The sequence below is a fragment of the Shewanella holmiensis genome, from assembly GCF_025370255.1.
GTDB lineage: Bacteria > Pseudomonadota > Gammaproteobacteria > Enterobacterales > Shewanellaceae > Shewanella > Shewanella holmiensis.
On the sequence record NZ_JAMTCD010000008.1, the window covers coordinates 11446 to 35268 of the forward strand.

Below are 23823 nucleotides of genomic sequence, written 5' to 3' on the forward strand. Positions count from 1 at the left end.
GTAAACGATTTTGACAATCTACTCGTTCAGTGATTGAGCTTTTAGAAAGTTAAGGTTATGCTGGTTTCAATCACTTGTTTAAAAAGGATGTTTGAATGTCGTTTCCACACTTACTAGAACCTTTAGATCTAGGCTTCACACAGTTGAAAAACCGTGTGTTAATGGGCTCAATGCACACTGGCTTAGAAGAAGAAAAAGGCGGATTTGAGAAACTGGCAGCGTTTTATAAAGAGCGAGCTGCAGGCGGAGTCGGTTTAATTGTTACCGGTGGTATCGCACCGAATATGCGCGGGCGTCTAGCGCCACATGCATGCCAATTAAGTTTTCCGTGGCAAGTCAGTAAACATAAAATCGTTACCGATGCAGTGCATGATGCTGGCGGTAAAATCTGTATGCAAATTTTGCATGCTGGCCGTTATAGTTACCATCCATTTAGCTTAGCTCCAAGTAAAATTAAATCACCTATCACGCCTTTTACCCCTTCAGCTATGTCTGCAAGGCAAGTCAACAATACCATCAAGGATTATGCCAGCAGTGCTAATTTAGCCCGTAAAGCGGGTTATGACGGCGTAGAAGTGATGGGATCTGAAGGCTATCTTATTAATCAATTTATCAGTTCGCGCACGAATAAGCGTACCGACGAATGGGGCGGAAGTTATCAAAATAGAGTGAAGTTTCCGTTAGCGATTGTAAAAGCTATTCGTGACAAAGTGGGTAAAGACTTCATTATTGTTTTTCGTTTATCTATGTTGGATTTGGTCGATAATGGCTCAACATGGGATGAGGTGGTTGAATTAGCTAAATCGTTAGAAGCCGCTGGCGTGAGTATTATCAATACTGGGATTGGTTGGCATGAAGCGCGCGTTCCGACGATTGCTACCAGTGTACCAAGAGGCGCGTTTGCCTGGGTAACTGAAAGACTTAAAGCGGAAGTTAACGTGCCTTTAGTGGCAACTAACCGTATTAACACCCCTGAAATTGCTGAGCACATCATTGCCTCTGGTCAAGCTGATATGGTGTCTATGGCGCGTCCATTCTTAGCCGATGCTGAATTTGTTAATAAAGCTGCGGCTAATCAAAGTGAATTAATTAATACCTGTATTGGCTGTAATCAGGCGTGTCTCGATCATACGTTTTCAATGAAGCGTGCTACCTGCTTAGTTAATCCGCGAGCCTGTTACGAAACAGAGATTAATTTTGTTCCTACTACCCATAAAAAGCGCATTGCAGTAATGGGCGCTGGACCTGCTGGTATGGCGTTTTCAGTTTATGCAGCAACACGTGGTCATGAGGTGGTGTTATTTGAAGCTAAAAGTGAAGTGGGTGGCCAATTTAACCTTGCACGTAAAATTCCAGGTAAAGAAGAGTTCAATGAAACCATTCGATACTTTACTAATCAAATTAAGCTTCATAAGGTTGATTTACGCTTAAATACTAAGTTAGATGCCGCAGTGTTAGCGCAAGAAAAATTTGATGAGGTGGTCATTTCTTCAGGTGTTGTGCCGCGCGATCTTAAATTAGCGGGTTTTGATGATCCACGAGTGGTGAATTATCAACAAGTGTTAAATCGTGAAGTTGAAATTGGCCAGAAAGTCGCATTAATCGGCGCCGGCGGTATTGGCTTCGATATGGCACATTTTTTATGTGAAAATGAATCCTCAACTTTGCAGCCTGATAAGTGGTTAAAGCAATGGGGCATAGATAAACAATATCAGCAAGCCGGCGGTCTGACCGATGAAGCTGAGCATCATCCAAGCCGCGAAATTTATTTGTTGCAACGCAAAACCTCAAAAATGGGTAAAGGCTTAGGTAAAACCACGGGCTGGATCCACCGCTCTGTTCTGAAACAGCATCAGGTTAATATGCTCACTGGTGTGAGCTATGAGAAGTTTGACTCACAAGGGCTACACATTAAAGTGGGTGAGGAATCGCAAGTCCTTGCTGTTGATAATGTTGTGTTGTGTGCAGGGCAAGAATCCAATCGCACCTTAGTGGATGAAATGAAGGCAACGGGTTTACCTGTGCACTTAATTGGTGGTGTTGATGTTGCTGCTGAGTTAGATGCCAAAAGGGCTATCAGACAGGGTGCAGAACTGGCGATGTCTATTTAAGCATCATCAGTTGAATATAAGCGGCTTAGTGTTTTAAACCTTGTTTATTCATCTCTTAACCAAATTGAGATTTATATATCTAAAGTAAGCTAAGTTAATGGAAGCTAAATACCGCCTGACATACCAATGTTAGGCGGTTTTTTTATTTCGCTTTTCGTCGATATTCTAATGTTGTTTGCAGACTCAAGACTCAAGACTCAAGACTCAAGACTCAAGACTCAAGACTCAAGGGTCAAGACTCAAGGGTCAAGACTTAAGTGCCATGCCCGATTATTGCGCACTTACTGCTTCAAAATTGTGCAAATATTCAATGATGAAAAAGTTGAGTGTTCAAGTAATCACCTATCATAAATCTATAAGTTATTGTAACAAATCAAATATATTGTCTTATAACTGTCATTAATCTGTCTTCTTATTGTTATTTAATGCTGGCATGGTAACTGCTCTGATTATGGAGAGTGGTTGGCATGGAGACAAATATGGGGCTGGAGAAGTTACTTTATCTACAAGGTGTAGGGGCGGAATATATTGACTGTTATGGTCAACACGCCCATATCACGCCAAGCGATAGATTAGGTATTTTAGCCTCTATGCTGGCTAAACCTTATGAAAATGCTGATCCAGTCCCCCTAGTTGATTCAACTCTCTCATTGGATATCGATGAGTCGGTTATCACTGATAAAACACACGATCTTGATGTTGCTCCTTGGTTATCATTATTACCTTCATTCCAATTTTGTTATTTATCTAGTCCGGTCATCATAATATATCTAGCAGAACAGTTAACTGAAATTGGCTTCACACTGAAATTTGAAGATGGCGTCGAGTTATCATCTGGTAAGACGGTGTTTGAGTGGCGATCTCATACCAAGGACTTACAGATTATCGGCGATTATCGCCACGACAATATCCGTTACTGTCGCTATCAAGTTTCCTTAATGGATTACATTAGTGAGACATTACCATTAGGTTATCACAGGCTCACTGCCGTCAATGTTACTAACACTGATGCTGTTAGTGAGCTTGATTCAGCGTCTGGCACCTTAATGATTGCACCTGATACGTGTTTTCAAGGCGCTATTGCCAATAACACTCAAGACCCAATCAAATCTACTATTGATATTATAAAGCCTGCCAATACCAAGCTATGGGGAATAAGCATTCAGCTTTATAGCTTAAAAAGTTCACATAACCCCACAGATGGAATAGGTGACTTCAAAGCGCTAAAACAACTCATAGAATTTAGTGCTGAACAGGGGGCCGATTTCGTCATGCTAAATCCACTGCATGCACTGGATATCGCCAATGCTGACAACTGCAGTCCATATAGCCCTAGTGATAGACGTCGTCTTAATCCCTTGTATATCAATATTGATGAGGTCCCCGAGGCTAAAGCTAATAGTATAAATACTGAAAATCTAGATATAGAGGTGAATTTAAATCACATTAAACTAATTAGTTATAAAAGGGTTTTTGAATCTAAATATAAAATTTTTGTTAAGTTATATGAATTATTTTGTTCGCAGCAGCAAGTGTCTTCGACTATACGATATGCGTTATTTACCGCGTTTAAAAAACAACAAGGCAGTTCGTTAGCTGCTTTTTGCAAAGACCAAATTGCCCATGCACCAGAATGGCTATCTATGCCTGCCGATTTTTACGCCTATTTACAATTTATCGCGGTTGAGCAACTTAGAGCCTGCCAACAATATTGTTTGTGCTTAGGAATGAAAATCGGCCTAATTGGCGATTTAGCTATCGGTGCGATATTGCAGGGCAACGAGGTTCAAAGCCACGTTGAGCAGTTTTGTACTCATGCCAGCATCGGCGCGCCTGCAGACAGGTTTTCACCCTCTGGTCAAAACTGGGGTTTAACACCGCTTGACCCAATCAAACTTAAACAACATAACTTTAGCCATTTCATTGATCTAATGCGCACCAATATGCAGTTTTACGGGGCCTTAAGAATCGATCATGTTATGGGGTTACTGCGATTGTGGTGGTGGCCGCTCAATAAATCCTTAGGCAATGGAGCCTATGTTTATTATCCATTAGACACTTTACTGGCAATCGTCTGCTTAGAAAGCCAACGCGCTAAATGCATTGTCATTGGTGAAGATTTAGGGATAGTCCCGCCTGAAATCAGTACAGCAATGCAGCAACGTCACTTGTTATCCAATCAATTGTTTTATTTTAGCCAAAATCAACATGGCTTTATTGCTCCGCAGCAACATAAGACTCACAGTTTGATGATGCTGGCTAACCACGATGTTGCGCCTCTAAAAGGGTGGTGGCAGGGCGACGATTTACATATCAGAGATCGTCTTGCGTTATACCCAAATTCACAACAATACCAAGATGAGCAACGGCAGCGAGAAAAAGAGAGGTATCAATTACTGCAATGGATTGATGTGGGTTTAAAAACACTGTCGGATTCGGATGTTGCCTTAGCTTCAGAATTTAATAACTTAAGTGCCAAAATCACTAGCCTAATTGCCAACAGCGTGGATAACGGTTTAGCTTTAGGGGCATTGGATAACTTGGCTTTTGATCAACTGCTAGATGCCTGGTTAATGGTCGCAGCCATAAGTGAATCGAGTCTGTTTTGCGTACAACTGAGCGATTTGATGGCTGATAAACACAGCATCAATATTCCTGGAACGTGGAAATCATTTCCGAATTGGCAACGACGCTTAACCACAACAATCGATCACTTAAAACAAGATAAAAAAATGCGTCAGCGATGCCAGTTAATTGCTGCAGTGCGCCGGCAAACATCTTGTTTGAAAAAAGATTTTTAACCAGAGCGACAACAAAATCATTTTATGGAAGCCAATATGATGACCACGAATGCCCCTAATATTAATGCAGCAATAGCCGAAGCGATCAGTCATGGACAATATATTGATATTTTTTCTGTACTAGGAATGCACCGTCAAGCTGATTCAAATGCCTTAGTGGTGAGTTGTTTTTTGCCACAAGCTTTAAATGTGGATGTTATTGATTTAAAGACGAATCGGAAGGTTGCAAGTTTAGAAAACCTCCACCCAAATGGTTTTTACTCCGCCATTATACCTAGACGTAAAAAGCCGTTTATTTATGTACTTCGGGTGACTTATCCGTTAAGCGTTGAAGATATCATTGATCCCTATCAATTTTGTTCCTTGTTAGACGATAAGGATGTGTATTTATTCAATGAAGGTAATCAGTTTAGTGCCTATCAATTTCAAGGCGCTAACTGGAAAAATCATCAGGGCATTGACGGAGTACATTTTTGTGTATGGGCGCCCAATGCCAAGCAGGTTTCGCTAGTGGGGGATATGAACCATTGGGATACACATCGACATATACTTCGTCGTCATCCCGCTAGTGGTTTGTGGGATATTTTCATTGCTGATGTAGAGCCTCACATGCACTACAAATTCAATATTGAATTAACCAATGGTCATCGCATTGAAAAGTCCGACCCTTATGCTCGCATGATGCAGGCTGCGCCGGGTAACGCCTCTGTTGTGCCTGAAAAAGGGCATTATCAATGGCAAGACCAACAGTGGTTAAGCCAGCGCCAGCACAAAAGAGATACCTTAGCCAGTCAAAGTCATCAACAACCTATGTCAATTTATGAGGTGCAATTAGCCTCATGGCGACGCAAAGGGGATTCAGGACAGGATTACTATGATTATCAACAACTCATCGATGAACTGATCCCCTATGTAATAGAAATGGGATTTACCCATTTACAGTTAATGCCAATCAGTGAATATCCATTCGATGGCTCATGGGGTTATCAGCCTGTAGGACTGTTTGCGCCGACTTATCGTTTTGGTCAGCCTAACGGGCTTAAAGCCTTTATTGATGAGTGTCATCAACAAGGGTTGGCGGTGCTGTTAGATTGGGTGCCTGCACATTTTCCGAAAGATCCCCATGGTTTAGCGCATTTTGACGGTACCTGCTTATATGAACATGCGGATCCTCGTTTGGGGGAACATCCTGACTGGGATACGCTGATTTTTAACTATGGCCGAGCTGAAGTTCAAAGCTTTTTACTCAGTAATGCCCATTACTGGTTAAGCGAGTTTCACTTTGATGGCTTAAGACTCGATGCGGTTTCTTCGATGCTGTATTTAGATTATTCCCGCGCCGATGACCAATGGTTGCCTAATGAATTTGGTGGTCGTGAAAACTTAGCGGCTATTGCCTTTCTCAAACGCTTAAACACCCTGATGTACGCAGCATTTCCGGGTATCGATATGATAGCTGAAGAATCGACAGCCTGGGGCGGTGTTACCCAAAGTACTGAGCATCATGGCTTGGGTTTTGGTTATAAATGGAATATGGGCTGGATGAATGACACCTTAAGTTATCTTCGTCGCGATCCATTATATCGTCGATACCATCATAACGAGATGACCTTTGGACTGGTTTACGCTTTCACCGAGCAGTTTATTTTGTCACTAAGTCATGATGAAGTGGTGCATGGTAAAGGTGCTTTAATCGCCAAAATTCCAGGTGATGATTGGCAGAAATTTGCAACTTTGCGCGCCTATTTCGGATTCATGTGGGCGCATCCGGGTAAAAAACTGATCTTTATGGGCAGTGAATTCGCTCAGCGTAATGAGTGGAATCATAATCAAAGTTTAGATTGGCATTTACTTGAATATTTACCACATCAGGGCATTCAAGATTGGGTGCGTGATTTGAACCACTTCTATCAAGCAACTCCCGCTTTGTTTGCTTTAGACCATCAACACACTGGTTTTAGTTGGTTAGATTGTCATAACGATGTCAATAGTGTGTTGGTGTTTGCCCGATTTGCACAAGCGGTTGATCAACACGTGGTGGTTGTTGTGAATATGACACCTCAGGTTCAGCACGGATTTCGTATTGGTTTACCTCATGATGTTATCTATGAAGAGACATTAAACAGCGATAAAGCCTGTTATAACGGCGCTAATGTCGTTAATGAAAACCCTATTATCCCTCAAGAGCTGGCATGGCAAGGTCAGCCCTTTAGCGCGCTCATTACTGTGCCGCCATTGGCTTGTGTGTTCTTGACGCCAATAGAGGCCAAGGTGGACTTACAGGCGGACATTGACTTGAGCAATGACTTGTCAAAATAGGGTGTCCCAACAAAGGTAAGTACGTGGCTTTGACAACAAAGGACTTAATGGCGATGAATACACCCAAAAATGGACCTCAACCAATAGGGACTGCCAGCATAATCAGCTTGGCTGCTGGCAAAGCTTATCCGCTTGGTTCAACGATGACTCAGCATGGTGTCAATTTCTCATTATTTTCTGCCAATGCCACTAAGGTGGTGTTATGTGTGTTCGACCCTGAAACGCATGTCGAAGTAGCGCAATATATATTAACGCATAAAACCCATCATATCTGGCATGGTGAATTAGTGGGGGCACAGGCGGGATTAGTTTATGGATATCGAGTATTTGGCCCTTATCAGCCTGAATTAGGCCATAGATTCAATCATCATAAACTGGCCATGGATCCCTATTCCAAACAACTGGTGGGTGATCTGAAATATGATAATGCTATCTATGCCTATGATATTGATGATGTAAACGCTGATTTGTCATTTTGCACCAAAGACAATGCACCCTATGTACCAAAATCTGTGGTAGTGGATACTCAAGCTATTGCCAAGATAAAGATTGCACCGATAAAGCGCGAGCTTAACCACAGCATTGTATATGAAACCCATGTGAAAGGTTTTACTCAATTACATCCTGAATTGCGTGAGCAAAGCCGCGGTAAATTTGCAGGGCTAGGCAGTGTTGAGGTGATTGATTACCTCAGCCAACTCGGGGTAACAGCAATAGAATTACTGCCCGTTCATGCTTTTGTTGATGAACCTTTCTTGATAGAGAAAAAGCTGACCAATTACTGGGGCTACAACACGGTAGGATTTTTTGCTCCCCATCCGCACTATCTCAGCTCAGATGATATTAGTGAGTTTCGTCAAATGGTATCAAGTCTGCATCAGGCAGGTATCGAAGTGATCTTAGATGTGGTTTATAACCATACCGCTGAGGGCAATCATCTTGGCCCAAGTTATCACTTCAGAAGTATCGACAATGCCAGCTATTACCGGCTGATGCCTAATGACGCCCGATTTTACATTAATGATACGGGTTGCGGTAACACCCTCAATATAAATCATCCACAAGTGCTGATGTTGGTAATGGACTCATTACGTTATTGGGTAGAAGTGATGGGGGTAGATGGTTTTAGATTTGATCTGGCCAGTTGCTTGGGCCGTGAACACTATGGCTTTGATCCCGGTAGCGGATTTTTTGATGCCCTGATGCAAGACCCTGTGTTGTGTCAGGTGAAATTAATTGCTGAGCCTTGGGATATTGGTCCTGGTGGTTACCAATTAGGCAATTACCCCGTGGTGTTTAGTGAGTGGAATGATCGATATAGAGACACTATGCGTCGATTTTGGCGTGGTGACGATGCCATGTTATCAGAGTTTGCTAAACGATTTCATGGTTCCAGCGACGTATTTGAACATAATGGCCGTGGCCCTTCTGCCAGTATTAACTTCATTACCAGCCATGATGGCTACTCCTTACATGATTTAGTGACATATCAAGCTAAACATAATGAAGTTAATGGCGAAGAGAATCGCGATGGACATCAAGAAAACTTCAGTTGCCATTATGGCGTTGAAGGTGAAACCGATAATGAAGCGATAAACACGGTTAGATTAAGACAAAAACGAAATTTTCTGGCGACGTTATTATTGTCCCATGGCGTACCTATGCTGTTGGCGGGTGATGAAGCAGGGCATAGCCAGCAGGGTAACAATAATGCGTATTGCCAAGATACTCCAGAGAATTGGTTTAACTGGCAAAAAATTGATTGGGATCTAGTTGATTTTACCCGCCAGCTTATCAAGCTACGCAAACAATTTCCGTTGTTATGTCATAAGCAATTTATCCACCAACCTCAAGCATTATTTGATAACGGCATAGCTTGGTTCAATAAGTTAGGCGAGCCGATGACCAAAGTCTTGTGGGGTGAATACCACTGCAAAACCTTAAGTGTGATTGTCACTGGTAACTTACTTGAGAACGACATCGGTGCAGTGCCAGAAAATACTCAGGCCTTATTACTGCTATTCAATGCCGATGATACTCAGCACACATTCAGTTTGCCTAAGTTAACGCATTTTCAAGCATGGGCGTGCCTTTTGCACACACAAGACAATACAGATGGACAATCGAATGTGATTAACCCAGATGGTCAATACCGTTTACAGTCCCGCAGTTTAATGATTTTTCATTGCAATTTTCAAGGAGTTGAACATGACAGTCACTAAAAGTGCTCGTTCAAAGAAGCCCGTTAAACCAACACCACAACAAAGTGAGCATGTTCATACCACTAAGGTTCCCTGTGAGCCCTGCGACACCTTATCAGCAGGTGTTGCACGCCAAATTCGCTATGGATTGTGTCATAACGAGCAGGCAAATTCGGCAATATTTGATGCCTTAGCATTTGGGGTTAAAGAGCAAATGCTAGACCAATGGAGAAATACGCGCCTTAAAGATAATCAATTTGAACAAAAACAAGTGGCTTACTTGTCGTTAGAGTTTTTAATGGGCCGCGCCTTAGGCAATGCGTTATTGAATTTAGACTTAACTCAAGACACTAAAGCGCTGCTAACTGAATATGCGGTGGATTTAGAAACAATTGAAGAATGTGAACATGATGCTGGTTTAGGTAATGGCGGCTTAGGACGTTTAGCGGCGTGTTTCCTTGATAGTTGTGCCAGCTTAGATTTAGCGGTTACGGGTTATGGTATTCGATATCAATATGGCATGTTTGCCCAGAAAATTGTCAATGGCTACCAGGTAGAAAAGCCCGATCGCTGGCTTCGTCAGGGGAATCCCTGGGAAGTAAGAATGCCGCACCGTATAGTTTCGGTACCATTTTTTGGCCATTGCACCAGTTATCAAGACAAAGCGGGTTACACTCAACATGTTTGGCAGGATTGTCAGCATGTATTAGCCGTGCCCTATGATATGCCCGTTCCTGGATACCGTAATGGGCGCATCAATACATTGCGGTTATGGAAAGCAGAGGCCAATGATGACTTTGATCTCGCCGAGTTTAATGACGGTGATTATGCTGAAGCGGTAGCAGATAAAAACCTTGCTGAACAAATTACCATGGTGCTGTACCCCAACGATGCCAGCGAGAATGGCAAAGAATTGCGCTTACGTCAGCAATACTTTTTAAGCTCGGCAAGCTTACAAGATTTACTTACACGCTATGTGGCAGTTTATGGTGATAATTTTAGCCAGTTTAGCGCTAAGAATGCGATTCAACTTAATGATACGCATCCCAGTATTGCGGTGCCGGAATTGATGCGCTTGCTAATGGATGTTTATGGTTTAGGTTGGGATAACGCTTGGCAAATTACCTCCCAATGTATGGCTTATACCAATCACACATTATTGCCAGAGGCGCTTGAGCGTTGGCCAGTATCGTTAATGCAGCATATGTTGCCGCGCATCATGCAGATTATATATGAAATTAACGCCCGATTTCTGGAGCAAGTAGCCCATAAATGGCCTGGTGATAGTAATAAGTTAGCTGCAATGTCAATTATTGAAGAGGGCCAAAAGCAGCAGGTGAGAATGGCCTATCTGGCTATTGTTGGGAGTTTTTCGGTCAATGGCGTGGCAGGGTTGCATACTCAACTACTCAAAGCTGGACTCTTTAATCATTTCTACCAGTTATGGCCACATAAGTTTAATAATCGTACTAATGGGGTCACCCCAAGACGCTGGCTAGTCAATTGCAATCAGCGGTTAACTGAACTGATAACCCGTCATTTAGGTAACGAGTGGATCCATGATTTATCGCACTTAACCGCGTTGAATGCTTTTACTGCTGATAAAGCCTTTGTAAAAAAATGGGCCGAAGTAAAACAAGCTAATAAGCAAGTGCTAGCGGATTTTGTGTTCGAACAAAGTGGCGTTCGTTTTGAGCCGAATATGATGTTTGATGTGCAAGTTAAACGCATTCATGAATACAAACGTCAATTGCTGAATGTGATGCACGTTATTCATTTATATCAACGTATTCTCAATGGTGATACCGCAAACATGGCTCCTCGCTGTGTATTAATCGGCGGCAAAGCCGCGCCTGGTTACGCCATGGCGAAACAAATCATCAAATTAATCAACAATGTTGCACACATGGTCAATAACGATCCGTTAGTCACGCCTTATCTTCGTTTGGCTTTTTTACCCAATTACAACGTCAGCGCGATGGAAAAAATCTGTCCTGGTACCGATTTATCTGAACAAATTTCAACAGCGGGGAAAGAAGCCTCTGGCACTGGCAACATGAAATTCATGATGAACGGTGCTCTCACAATAGGGACGTTAGATGGTGCCAACGTAGAAATGATTGAAGAAGTGGGTAAAGAGCATTTCTTCTTATTCGGTTTAACCACCGCAGAAGTTCAGCAATTAAAAGCTTCGTACAACCCACAAACCTACATCGACAAATCACCTGCATTACAAGGGGTGTTGAATATGCTGCGCGGGGGACATTTTAACCTCGTTGAGCCCGGTATTTTCGACAACATCATTGATGCGATTTGTGATCCAAACGACCAGTGGATGCTTGCTGCAGACTTTGATGATTATTGTCGCGCCCAGGCAGAGGTATCCGCGCTTTATGCCAAACCAACCCAATGGCAGAAAACCAGTATTCGTAATACTGCGGCAAGTGGTCGATTTTCAAGTGATAAGACAATTGAAGGGTATCAACAACATATCTGGCTTAAGGAGTCGTTCGTTTAAGCAACAACCAGTAAAACTAATGATGGCCAGCAAGATGGACATTGCATAACACAGGGACGTAATAACCCGATTTAACCATGATTTTCACGGAGTGAGTAGTATGAATAAAAGTGTTCGTTATATTAGTAATTTAACGCGTGATACTTATGCGATCATTTTAGCTGGTGGCCGGGGATCTCGTTTACATGAGTTAACCGATTGGCGTGCAAAACCTGCGTTATATTTTGGCGGTAAATTTAGGATTATTGATTTTCCGTTGTCGAATTGTATTAACTCAGGTATTAGACGAGTGGGAGTGGTGACGCAATACAAATCGCACTCATTGATCCGTCATGTCACCCGAGGCTGGGGTCATTTTAAAAAGGAATTAGGCGAATCGGTTGAGATATTACCCGCGTCACAACAAACTTCGGGTAACTGGTATGAAGGTACTGCCGATGCGGTTTTTCAAAATATTGACATTATTCGCCATGAAATACCAAAGTACGTGATGATCTTATCGGGCGATCATGTTTATCGAATGGACTATGCGGGTTTATTAGCTGAACATTCTGAATCTAATGCGGATATGACAGTGTGCTGTTTAGAAGTGCCTTTAGAAGAAGCGGCAGGTGCTTTTGGGGTGATGGAGGTTGATGAAAATAATCGTATTATTGGATTTGAAGAAAAACCTCTGCATCCCAAACCTATTCCAGGCAAACCTGACAAATGTTTAGCCTCTATGGGTAACTATGTATTCAACACTAAGTTCTTATTCGACCAATTAAAAAAAGATGCTGTTAGTGAAGGTTCAGAACGTGATTTTGGCAAAGACATTATCCCTAAAATCATTAAAGAACATAATGTTTATGCGTTCCCATTTGTGAGTGCAATTGAAGATGAACCCGCATACTGGCGTGATGTAGGGACGTTGGATTCATTTTTTCAAGCCAACATGGAGCTATTATCGCCAACGCCGGCATTGAATCTTTATGATGCTAAGTGGCCTATCTGGACCTATCAGGAACAATTACCACCGGCGAAATTTGTGTTTGATGATGAAGACCGTCGCGGCATGGCGGTTGATTCGATTGTATCGGGTGGCTGTATTATTTCAGGCGCCAAGGTTAAACGCAGTGTGTTATTTGATGAAGTGCGCATTTGTTCATATTCCTTAGTGAAGGATTCGGTGTTGTTACCAGATGTCGTGGTGCTAAAAAACTGCAAAATCAAAAATGCGATACTGGATCGCGGCTGTATCATTCCTGAGGGTATGGAGATTGGTTACAACCATGAACATGATAAAGCTCGAGGTTTCAGGGTGTCAGAAAAGGGCATTACCTTAGTGACCCGTAAAATGCTTGGCCTTGCTGTTGGCTACGAATAAGGATTGTTGATGAAAAAAGTGTTACTTGTTGCCGCAGAAAATGATGCACTGATTAACGCCAAAGTCGGGGGGATGGGGGATGTTATTCGCGATCTTCCCGTGGCATTAAATACTTGTGCAGTTTCTGCTGATGTGGCCATGCCAGAATACGGTTTTTTAAAAGACTATTACGCAGCAACAAAGACGGCAGAAGTCGTAGTCTCCTATGGAAATAGTACTGAGTCGGTCATTATTTATAAAATGTTACGGCCTGAAACAAAACACGTTGTAGTTGATGCTGATCAATTGAACGCTGATAGTAATACAACGGCAAATCAGCAACAAAATTGGGTGTATTTGTTTGCGCACCCATTGTTCAATCAAGTTGATGGCAGTATATACACTCAGGGAAGCGCAGATAGGCCTTTTGCCGATGATGCCAATAAATTCGCCTTGTTCAGTTTAGCGGTTGCGCAGGCTTTATTAGAACGCAAACTGGGTGATTATCAGGTGATGCACTTACACGACTGGCATAGTGCGATGATAGCCATGTTAAGGGCGGTGGTGACAGAGTTTGCCCCGTTAAAAACCATAAAGTGTGTTTTTACGATCCACAATCTTGCCTTACAGGGCATTAGGCCCTTTTCTGGGGAGAAATCGTCTTTCTGCCATTGGTTTGCACGATGGTTTTCGGTTGATTCGCTTCATCAAAATCAATGGTTATCAAAAGCCATACTGGATCCGCGTTACAGTAGCTGCGTTAACCCCATGCGCATGGGCATAGTATTGAGTGATACGGTACATGTAGTGTCGCCCACCTATGCCAAAGAAATATTACAACAATCAGAACCACAAAAAGGTTTTGTTGGCGGAGAGGGCTTAGAGCAAGACTTGCAACACAAAGCGGATCAACATCAGCTGGTGGGGATTATCAATGGCTGCAGTTACGCTGAGAATAGCCATGCTAATGACAAAGCCATTCAGGTAAAACAAAGACTGTCTTTGCTCAATAAAGCCCAAGATGCCTTGATTAAGTGGCAGGCACATAAGGCCTCTGTCAGTAGTGCTGATTTTATTGCCAGTCAAAGGTTGCAGCAAAACTTAATAAAATTGTCAGCGGCACGTAAAACGGCCAATGCCAGTTTACTGATCACCTCCGTTGGACGCTTAACCTCGCAAAAAGTGATGTTGTTTTTGCAAAAATTGACCAATGGTAAATCGGCATTATCACAAATACTGAGTGATTTGTATTCGCATAATCCAGAAGCCATGATGATCATTTTGGGCAGTGGCGATGAGTTCTTATCGAATCAAATTAAAACTATTGCAGCTCAACATACTAATTGCCTTTTCTTAAATGGTTATGATGAAGCCCTGTCAGATGACTTATATCAGCAAGGTGACTTGTTTTTAATGCCCAGCAGTTTTGAGCCCTGCGGAATAAGCCAAATGTTGGCAATGAAGCACGGACAGCCCTGTTTAGTTCATGCTGTGGGGGGCTTAAAGGATACTGTGTTACATCAGCAAAATGGCTGGGTATTTGATGGTATTGATGCTGCAGAGCAAGCGAAGCACTTTGTTGAGCAGTTTAAGGTTTGTCTTGAATGTGATACTGAGACCTTGGCTAATATTAAGCTTGCTGCATCTCAAGCGCGTTTCGATTGGACTAATGTAGCACTAAGCTACAATGAGCAACTGTACAGTGAATAGGCAGTATTGTTTTGATCAAAATGCAAAAAAAGGCCATTTACCCTAAGTAAATGGCCTTTTCGCTATCCAAATTCATGAGATTATTTTGTTTGAAGCCTAATTAGTCAGAAAGTGCTAATCAGTTACGCTACATTGATTGTTAACCACGATAGCCAAATAATTTGTGTTTGATAATCTCATCAACAACACTGTCAGGTAACGCTTGCTGCCATTCATCCGAGCCGCGAGCAAGCTGCTTAAGGATTTCACGAGAATAAATACTGAATAGTTCAATATTGCTGGTTTCAATGCCTTTAATGAAATCGTTTTCGACAAGATGGCGATACAAGTAGCGTAGGTTTGAAGGTACAGTCACATTAGATAAGTCGTTTAATACACCTTTATCATCAAGTTCTGGGTAGACAAACAAACGGGTATTATCAGGGAATAGTTTACCAAAACCTTCCAAAATACCGCCCTCAAGACCGCGATAAAACTCAACATCAAAAATTTGCTTAATGTTGATCATCCCGACAACGATACCAATTTGGTGATTGGTGAATTGACGGAAATAGGCGCGTAATGAAAAGTAACGGGTATAATCCGACACTAACACGTTATAACCGAGCAAATTCAGTAAGCGGACTCGCTCAAGAATGTCTTTTTCAGACATGTTGGCATCATGTCCTTGTAAATCATTTAAGGAGATTTCTGCGATTAAAATAGTGTTATCAACATCAACACCTTCTAATTCAGAAAACGCCTTTTGACCTTGCTCTATCATATCAACATTTAACTTGGTGACAGGTTTAAATGATCCACGAATGGTAAGGACGTTTTTCTTGTACAGCATTTCTGCCGGTACACCAATTGTGCCATCGGGTTTAAACATCACCGCGCGGGTTTTCCAACTGCGAATTAAATGAATGTTTTTAGCTTTATTATCGATATCTTCAAAATAGGGCCCCTGAAACTCAATCGAGTCAATCTCAATACGATTGGCTTTCATGTTATCGGTTAGCGAATCGATTAATTTTTTAGGATCTTCAAAATAATAATAGCTGCCATAAATTAAATTCACACCAAGAATTCCCAGTGCATGCTGCTGTGCTTCTGCATTATCATCAAACATGCGGACATGAACCACAATATTTGAAGGCTCTGCACCTGGATACATTTGTACTCTAACGCCACACCAAGCATGACATTCATTGTCACGATTAAAGCTTTTAGCGGCAACAGTGGCAGCATAACTAAAGTATCGTGATGAGCGAGAGCGTACATCGGCAACTCGTTCTACCACTAAGTCATATTCTTGCTCCATCATGGCAAGTACACGGCCTTTACTCACATAACGGCCATTTTGTTGTACGCCATAAATTGCATCGGAAAACTTCATGTCATAAGCTGACATAGTTTTAGCAATCGTCCCAGCGGCGGCACCTGCTACGAAAAAATTACGCGCCACTTCCTGGCCTGCACCAATTTCTACAATCGTGCCGTATTTTTTGTCGTCCAAATTAAGTCTAAGGGCTTTTTCTTTGGTACTGCGAGAGCTCACTAGCTTGTCCATATTACTTCCGATCTGAATTATAAATTAGCTGGCTAATCATAGTGTAAATAACAAGTTTTTTAAATGCCTTGAATACGTGTTCACTAAATTAAACCAAGATAAAAACAATATACTGCAATTGTAATCGGTGTTTCTACTAAGGAGTTAAAAGGGTGAGTACGGATTGCTTATTAATACTTCACTTCACTTAATTTATCTAAGGTTGTCGTACAGCTATCGAGGAAAATATCGATAAAGCATTTTACTTCCGGCATGCTTGCTTCAAGTTCTGCCAATTTGCGATCTAGATTTTGTTTTACATGTTCAAATTCATTGTTATTAAATCTGAGCTCATTTTTAGTTTTGACGTAGGCTTGTAAGATATCAGCCGCTTTTACAATGGCTTTATATTCAGGATCAACCTCAGCTTGCACAATCAATGGCTCCATTGCTGCGCGTAAATCTTCTGGTAGGGTGGCTAGGCATTCTTTTTCAGCTAAATCTTCTAGTTGCTTAAATGCTTTGGTGAATTCTGGATTATGGTATTTAGTATTTGAGTTGATGTCCTGTAATTTGGTTTCTGATACTTCATGGTAAAGTGCTAAAGTCGCAGCTTTTTCAGGATTTAGTGTGCCACCAAAGCGTGTGTTTTTAATTACTACCAATAAATGCGCAATAACGGCAACTTGATGACAATGCTCTGAAACATTTTCTTCTTGAAAACAGTGCATTAATGCCCATCTCTTTAACAATGGCAAACGAGTTATCCATGCCATAAAGGTACTTTGTTTCATTGTTTTCCTTATCAATTATTACTTTAGGATAAGTTATCATACCTGATGAAACCAAAATGGGCTGAATCAATCAGCCCATTTTTGATATATGGATGAAAACTGTTTATTGGCGATAATCTTCTAAGAAATTGCCAAACTCATTTAATGCTTTAGTCAGATCTTCCTTATGTGGTAAGAAAACCACTCTTAAGTGATCAGGTTCTGGCCAATTAAACGCAGTTCCTTGTACCAACAAAATTTTCTTTTGTTTGAGTAGCTCAAAAACCAGACGTTCATCATCGCGTAAATTAAACTTTTTCATGTCGAGTTTAGGAAATGCGTACAAGGCACCTTTGGGTTTTTTACAGCTCACGCCAGGAATAGAGTTTAACATCTCATAGCAGGCATCGCGTTGTATTGTGAGTCTACCATTGGGCAAAATTAACTCATTGATAGATTGGTAACCGCCCAGTGCTGTTTGGATCGCATGTTGATTAGGTACGTTAGAGCACAAACGCATGGATGCAAGCATTTCTAAACCTTCAATATAGCTTTTTGCAGCTTTGAGGTTGCCGGTAAGCATCATCCAACCCACTCTAAAACCAGCCGCTCTGTAGGCTTTAGAAAGTCCATTGAAGGTAACAGTTAAAATGTCATCTGAAAGCAGCGCCGCTGGGACATGTTGCGCTTCGTCATATAAAATTTTATCGTAAATTTCATCAGAAAATAAAATCAAATCGTGCTGACGGCAAAGCTCAATGACCTGTTCGATTAATTCTTTTGAATACACAGCGCCGGTTGGATTGTTAGGGTTAATTAAAACAATGCCGCGGCTGCGAGGGGTTATTTTACTTTTGATATCTTCAATGTCAGGAAACCAATCAGCTTCTTCATCACAGCGATAATGTACAGCCTTACCGCCGGCCAAATTGGCGGCAGCTGTCCAAAGAGGGTAATCAGGTGACGGGATCAACATTTCATCGTCTGGGTTAAGTAAGCCCTGCATGGCCATTACGATCAGTTCAGAAGCACCATTGCCGATATAAATATCTTCAATATCAACGCCGAATACCCCTTGGGATTGGTAATGTTGCACAATGGCTTTACGAGCAGAAAATAAGCCTTTAGATTCGCAATAACCTTGGGCACTGGGCAAGTTTAATATGACATCTCTAACGATTTCTTCTGGGGCTTCAAATCCAAACGGTGCGGGATTACCGATATTCAGCTTTAAAATGCGATGGCCTTCGTCTTCTAAGCGACGGGCTTCTTTATGAACTGGTCCACGAATGTCGTAACACACAGTATCTAATTTATTGGATTTGATGATTGGACGCATACCGCTCTCGTTAAAATACAACTAAGTAGGCGAACCATAACGAATTTAATGGCTTTGTGGAAGTGTTTGGTAATGAAATTATTCGAGTTTTTTAGTGGTTTACGCTGTTTTGATGTTAAAAATTAGTGTTTAAATCTTATTTAATGGGGAGAATTTTATCTTAATTGGCATATTGTGCTGCCAAGATACAAAAAAGCCAGCGATTAAGCTGGCTTTTGGGGAATTTACAAAATGTGATTAAACACGCTTTTTAAATTCACCAGTACGAGTGTCGATTTCAATCTTGTCGCCAACTTTAACGAAATCAGCAACAGTCACAGTACCGCCGCCAGTGATGGTAGCTGGCTTCATGACTTTACCAGAAGTATCGCCACGAGCTGAAGGCTCAGTGTAGATAACTTCACGCACGATATGAACAGGAAGTTCTACTGAAATCGCTTTGCTATTATAGAAAGTCACTTGACACTGATCTTCCATACCATCAACGATATATGCTGCTGCATCACCTAAGTTATCAGCTTCAACGTCATATTGGTTGTATTCTTCATCCATAAATACATACATAGGATCTGCGAAGTAAGAATAAGTACAATCAAGACGTTCTAGAATGATATCGTCTAACTTGTCTTCGCCTTTGAACGTCTGTTCAGTACCTGAATCAAGTAATAAGTTTTTTAGTTTTAACTTAACGATTGCAGCGTTACGGCCAGAACGAGTTGTTTCAGTTTTTTGCACAACCCATGGGCTGCCATCTAACATGATCACGTTACCAGGACGGATTTCATGAGCAGTTTTCATTACACTATTTCCTATAAATTATCGATATCGATTTTAATTTCGAGCAGTATCTTAGCGACTTTTCACGAATTGAACTAGTCTAGTAGCAAGATCTGCACTATTTAATGCTGTCATTGGCCATGTTTTTGCGTGTTGCAATAAGGGCAAATGATTAAATTCGAGTTTTTGCCAATGATTGACTGTGTCAATTTGATTACCTTGGTTGAACGACCGGTTCAATTCGCACCATGGCTTAGCTAAATCAGGCGCTAGATTATCGCAGTAAATTTGCATAAAAGCTTCTAATTTTATTAGGTGATAATCATCTTCTTGCGGATAAATGTGCCAAATAAACGGTTTTGCAGCCCATTGAGCGCGTAAAAAGGAATCTTCACCGCGAACAATGTTAAAATCGCAACTCCATAATAGTCGATCGTAACCTTGTTGATCTGTCATCGGCAGTATGTGCAATGTCACATTATCTAAGTTGAATTGCTGACCCGCGACAAGCTTATCAACCGAACAAGCTAATATGGATGTGAGGCTATTTAAACTTCTTCCTTTTGGGATAAGCACATGGATAGGGGACTTCTCTGCCTGCCAGGATTGAATTAAGCCTAACAATGATGGTGTTTCATAACTAAATACTGAAATGACGTGGTGATTAGGCTCAATGCCACGTAAACCTAATTGGTTAAACAATGCCATCTTATTGGCATCATCGCTTTGCCAGTTATCACGTAATTGAAACAGATTTTGCTCGCAAATTAATCCTCCGGTTTTATCTGTGAATCCTGGCAGATAGAAATACTTCTGTAATCCATTGGTTTGAAATGAGGGTAAGCCGTGGCAACCCTCAACCCAATCTTCTGCCGACAAGTATTCTAAATTGAGCCAGATTGGCAATTCTATTGGATTAGTTTGCTTTAATTTAGTCAGCCCTTCAATTATCGATGAAGGTATTTCACAGGCAAAAGCCTCAATTAAGCATTGGCCTGGTGAATATTCTTCAATTGATGAATCATTCCAGTGAATAATGTTAACGCCAAAAAAGGTCTGATAGGCTTGACCAGCATCAAGTTCAGGCAAAATGTGAGAAAAGCTTTTAAGATCGTCCACCCATAAATTAACCGTGATTGCGTATTCAGCAGCCAGTTGTTTGGCTAGACGCCAGGTGACGCCTATATCACCATAATTATCAACAACAACGCAAAAAATGTCCCAGTGGTTAGCATTGATAGGCGTTGAGTCTAAATCCAAAATATGCTCCTGTAGCCATACAAGATAAACAAACGATCATTATGTGAGACGATTCTAGTAAATTCTTGTAGCTGTATATTTGTGTTGTATATTTTCAAATTAATTAAACGAAAAAGCGGCTAATTTAGCCGCTTTTATTGAAAGTTAATTGGTGATTATTAACCTTCAAGTTCCGCTAAACACATTTCTTCGTAAATTTGTTTAACCCAGGCATCAACACGTTCTTCGGTTAATTCAGGTTGACGATCTTCATCAATACCTAAGCCCACAAAGTGGTCTGCGTCTGCAAGGCCTTTTGAAGCTTCAAAATCATAGCTCTCGGTTGGCCAGTGACCAATAATAATACCTCCACGCGCTTCAACGATGTCACGGACCATGCCCATAGCGTCTAGGAAGTATTCAGCGTAATCTTCTTGGTCACCACAACCAAAAATAGCCACTAACTTGTCATTAAAGTCGATTTGCTCAAGTTCAGGGAAAAAATCATCCCAGTCACATTGTGCTTCTCCGTAATACCAAGTTGGGATGCCGAATAATAACAGATCATATTCTGCGATTTGTTCTTTAGTACTCTTGGCGATGTCTTTAACATCAACCATTTGCTTGCCCAGTTTCTTCTGGATCATCTTGGCGACAGCTTCGGTGTTACCAGTGTCGCTACCGAAAAATAGACCTACAGTTGCCATGGGGTATCCTTTCAATATCAATTTCGCTTAGTGCGATGTTCGAAAAATGAATCAGTTGTCGACTTGCTGTTGCAGAATATGCTCGATTAACTGGCTACGACTGATGTTACTGGCCAAAGCCTGTTGATTCAAGGCGTCGTATAAATCTTGTGACACCTTTAACTCTATTCGCTTTAAACCGTTAGCGCGATCACGCTGAATTTGGTTACGTTTATTGATCTTTAATTGTTGTTCACGAGTCAGTGGATTACTTCTGGGTCTTCCACGTCGTTTTTCACTGTCAAAAAGGTCAATGGTCGTTCTATCTGCTGTTTCTTTTGCCATATCTCTTATTAACCAATACCTGAACCTTCCCAGGTCATTTGAATAATGCCTTTTGCCACAAAACCAGCACAGCCTAAAAATAATACACCCCAGACGATTAATCGCCCGAATTTCGGTACATTACCTTGATTGAGTACATCCCTGATGGCCATACCAATAAAAAAGAAAATTGCTGCAAAAAAGAAATCCAAACTGAGGCTTTCTATTTGTTCCATATATTGATTCAGCATACTTTACCTTTTAAAGATTTCTTTTACGGCAAAAAAGAGGCGCGAATATATCACATCATACTCGCAACGGCTATCTGCCTCAGTGTAAATGCTTGAAAAATAGCCGTCGGTTTAGCGCAAAAACTCGCCGACAATTCGATTAAATATCTCAGGCTTTTGTGCATGTAACCAATGACCTGTACCATTTAGTGTTTTAGCTGTGACTTTCGGAAACTGCTGAATAATGGCATCACGATGTTCAGCAGTGACATAGTTTGAGTCTCCGCCACGAATAAACAGGCAAGGTTTATTGTATTGTAGTGGTCGATTATCCTTTGTTAACTGCCAATCAATGATACGATCGTAGCAATCAATTAGCCCAGATAAATTCATCTTCCACTCAAAACCTGACTCAGTGCGCTGTAAATTTTTCAGCAGAAATTGAGCCGTTCCTTCATCAATACCAGCATCAATCAAATGAGTTAGCGCAGATTTACGGGTTGTGTTTTGATTCAATGGTAATGAGGTCAGCCCGGCAAAAACCAGTTGATGACGAGGTTGATAGCTAACAGGTGCAATATCTGCGACAACGATACTGGAGATGCGCTGAGGATATAATAGCGCGGCTGCCATAGCGATTTTACCGCCCATGGAATGGCCGACGAGTTTTACGCAATCAAATCCAAGTTTATCGATTAAGTCTATAACGGCTTTGGCTAAGGTTGGGTAGTCCATTGCGTTCCAATGTTCACTTAAACCATGATTTGGCACATCAACACGGATCACTTGAAAATCTGCTTCAAGGGATAAACCTAATGACTTTAAATTATCTAAATTGCCAAACAAACCGTGGATTAAAATAACGGGTTCGCCATTGCCTGAGGTGACGTAATGCATTTACTTGCCTAACTATCTGACTCTGATGGCGGCAAATTCTGCGTGATGACGGGGAGCAAATCAAGTTTTGTTGTCGATTTAATCTGCAACATGATAGCGATTTATGAATAAAGTAGTCAGTTAATGTTGAATATCTATCAATTAATCAATTTGGGGCTTTATTCTTGCCCGAGGCTTAGCTTAAACTGGCACGATAAACGATCGCAATCGATCTAAAAAGAATAAATTGAATTCGCAAGGTATGGTCTTATACGCCGTTGTTAACTGCAATTGTGATTATATCTTCGACACACAAAAGGATGATTGAAATGAAATACATTGAAATTGATGAAGAACTTTACCGTTTTATTGCAAGCAAGACTGAAAGAATTGGTGAGAGTGCTTCAGAGATTTTACGTCGTTTGTTAGGTCTTCCCGTTGAATATGTTGCCGATCATACACCTGACTCTATTAGTCAGCCTGGTCTTGATGCGCTTGACGCCAATGCAAGGGACGCTTTATTTAATAAGGCAAAAACCATTGTTGAGCAATTAGTCAATCATCGCGCTCAAGTCAAAGCTGAAACATCAAAGCAGGTTAATGAGCCCGTTAAGGCATCAGTAACAACCGAATCGATTTCAACCCCTCCTGCCGCGCAAGTGGCTGAAGCGACAAAATCCGTTAATGCCTCATCTTCAACTATGGATTTTAACGCTGTGATTAACGAACATTTGATCAGTCAGCAGAAGGGTGCGGTTGGTCGTTTTATGTTTTTGCTTGATGCATTGGCTAACCAAGCAGGCAGTCATTTTGATCAGGTATTGCAAATTCAAGGCAAAGGGCGTCTATATTTTGCCCGTTCAAAACAAGCATTATTAGATGCAAGTCAATCTGCAAATCCGAAAGAAATTGGACAAAGTGGTTATTGGGTAACAACTAATAATAATACTGCAAAAAAACAAACCATTTTATCTGAAGTCCTTATCCATCTTGGGTGTGATGCCCAACAAGCTTCTACTATAGCAAAATACATTTAATCGATA

At 41.3% G+C, this 23823-nt stretch carries 17 protein-coding genes; 8 read left to right on the top strand and 9 right to left on the bottom strand.

Annotated elements, in window-relative coordinates:
* The first annotated feature begins 95 nt into the window (after positions 1–95).
* The 7 genes from NE535_RS08065 (at position 96) to NE535_RS08095 (ending at position 15005) form a co-directional block, all read left to right on the top strand.
* A complete protein-coding gene (locus NE535_RS08065; protein WP_261298135.1) occupies positions 96–2111 on the top strand; it encodes an NADPH-dependent 2,4-dienoyl-CoA reductase in 2016 nt (671 codons plus the stop codon).
* Positions 2112–2578: 467 nt separating this feature from the next.
* Positions 2579–4912: a 4-alpha-glucanotransferase gene (gene malQ, locus NE535_RS08070; RefSeq protein ID WP_261298136.1), complete on the top strand. Its 2334-nt coding sequence runs from the start codon at positions 2579–2581 to the stop codon at positions 4910–4912.
* Positions 4913–4948: 36 nt separating this feature from the next.
* A complete protein-coding gene (glgB, locus tag NE535_RS08075; protein ID WP_261298137.1) occupies positions 4949–7231 on the top strand; it encodes a 1,4-alpha-glucan branching protein GlgB in 2283 nt (760 codons plus the stop codon).
* A gap of 53 nt (positions 7232–7284) precedes the next feature.
* Positions 7285–9453 (top strand): glycogen debranching protein GlgX, encoded by a 2169-nt coding sequence (gene glgX / locus NE535_RS08080; protein WP_425347450.1) that lies wholly within the window; start codon positions 7285–7287, stop codon positions 9451–9453.
* Positions 9440–11950, top strand: a complete 2511-nt coding sequence (locus NE535_RS08085) for a glycogen/starch/alpha-glucan phosphorylase (RefSeq protein ID WP_261298138.1) — start codon at positions 9440–9442, stop codon at positions 11948–11950. The genes glgX and NE535_RS08085 overlap by 14 nt, the downstream gene beginning before the upstream one ends.
* A 100-nt stretch (positions 11951–12050) precedes the next feature.
* Positions 12051–13316, top strand: a complete 1266-nt coding sequence (gene glgC, locus NE535_RS08090) for a glucose-1-phosphate adenylyltransferase (protein WP_261298139.1) — start codon at positions 12051–12053, stop codon at positions 13314–13316.
* Between the two features lie 9 nt (positions 13317–13325).
* Positions 13326–15005, top strand: a complete 1680-nt coding sequence (locus NE535_RS08095; protein ID WP_261298140.1) for a glycogen synthase — start codon at positions 13326–13328, stop codon at positions 15003–15005.
* Between the two features lie 139 nt (positions 15006–15144).
* Here NE535_RS08095 and NE535_RS08100 read toward each other — a convergent pair whose 3' ends face one another.
* The 9 genes from NE535_RS08100 to NE535_RS08140 form a co-directional block, all read right to left on the bottom strand.
* Complete coding sequence (locus tag NE535_RS08100) at positions 15145–16557, bottom strand: TonB-dependent receptor (RefSeq protein WP_261298141.1); 1413 nt, start codon at positions 16555–16557, stop codon at positions 15145–15147.
* Between the two features lie 170 nt (positions 16558–16727).
* Positions 16728–17330: a 5'-deoxynucleotidase gene (yfbR, locus tag NE535_RS08105; RefSeq protein ID WP_261298142.1), complete on the bottom strand. Its 603-nt coding sequence runs from the start codon at positions 17328–17330 to the stop codon at positions 16728–16730.
* Positions 17331–17433: 103 nt separating this feature from the next.
* Positions 17434–18648 carry a pyridoxal phosphate-dependent aminotransferase gene (locus tag NE535_RS08110; RefSeq protein WP_261298143.1) on the bottom strand — a complete coding sequence of 405 codons (1215 nt, stop codon included), beginning with the start codon at positions 18646–18648 and terminating at the stop codon, positions 17434–17436.
* Positions 18649–18885: 237 nt separating this feature from the next.
* Positions 18886–19446: an elongation factor P gene (gene efp / locus NE535_RS08115; protein WP_188839774.1), complete on the bottom strand. Its 561-nt coding sequence runs from the start codon at positions 19444–19446 to the stop codon at positions 18886–18888.
* Positions 19447–19497: 51 nt separating this feature from the next.
* On the bottom strand, positions 19498–20685 hold the full coding sequence (earP, locus tag NE535_RS08120) for an elongation factor P maturation arginine rhamnosyltransferase EarP (RefSeq protein WP_280925400.1): 1188 nt from the start codon (positions 20683–20685) through the stop codon (positions 19498–19500).
* A 158-nt stretch (positions 20686–20843) separates the two neighbouring features.
* Positions 20844–21371 (bottom strand): flavodoxin FldA, encoded by a 528-nt coding sequence (gene fldA / locus NE535_RS08125; protein ID WP_188839773.1) that lies wholly within the window; start codon positions 21369–21371, stop codon positions 20844–20846.
* 51 nt (positions 21372–21422) lie between these two features.
* Positions 21423–21695, bottom strand: a complete 273-nt coding sequence (ybfE, locus tag NE535_RS08130; protein ID WP_188839772.1) for a LexA regulated protein — start codon at positions 21693–21695, stop codon at positions 21423–21425.
* Positions 21696–21703: 8 nt separating this feature from the next.
* A complete protein-coding gene (locus tag NE535_RS08135; RefSeq protein ID WP_261298144.1) occupies positions 21704–21925 on the bottom strand; it encodes a DUF2788 domain-containing protein in 222 nt (73 codons plus the stop codon).
* A 111-nt stretch (positions 21926–22036) separates the two neighbouring features.
* Positions 22037–22801 carry an alpha/beta fold hydrolase gene (locus tag NE535_RS08140; RefSeq protein WP_261298145.1) on the bottom strand — a complete coding sequence of 255 codons (765 nt, stop codon included), beginning with the start codon at positions 22799–22801 and terminating at the stop codon, positions 22037–22039.
* A 308-nt stretch (positions 22802–23109) separates the two neighbouring features.
* Here NE535_RS08140 and seqA point away from each other — a divergent pair, with 308 nt between their 5' ends.
* On the top strand, positions 23110–23817 hold the full coding sequence (seqA, locus tag NE535_RS08145; RefSeq protein WP_261298146.1) for a replication initiation negative regulator SeqA: 708 nt from the start codon (positions 23110–23112) through the stop codon (positions 23815–23817).
* Positions 23818–23823 lie beyond the last annotated feature (6 nt).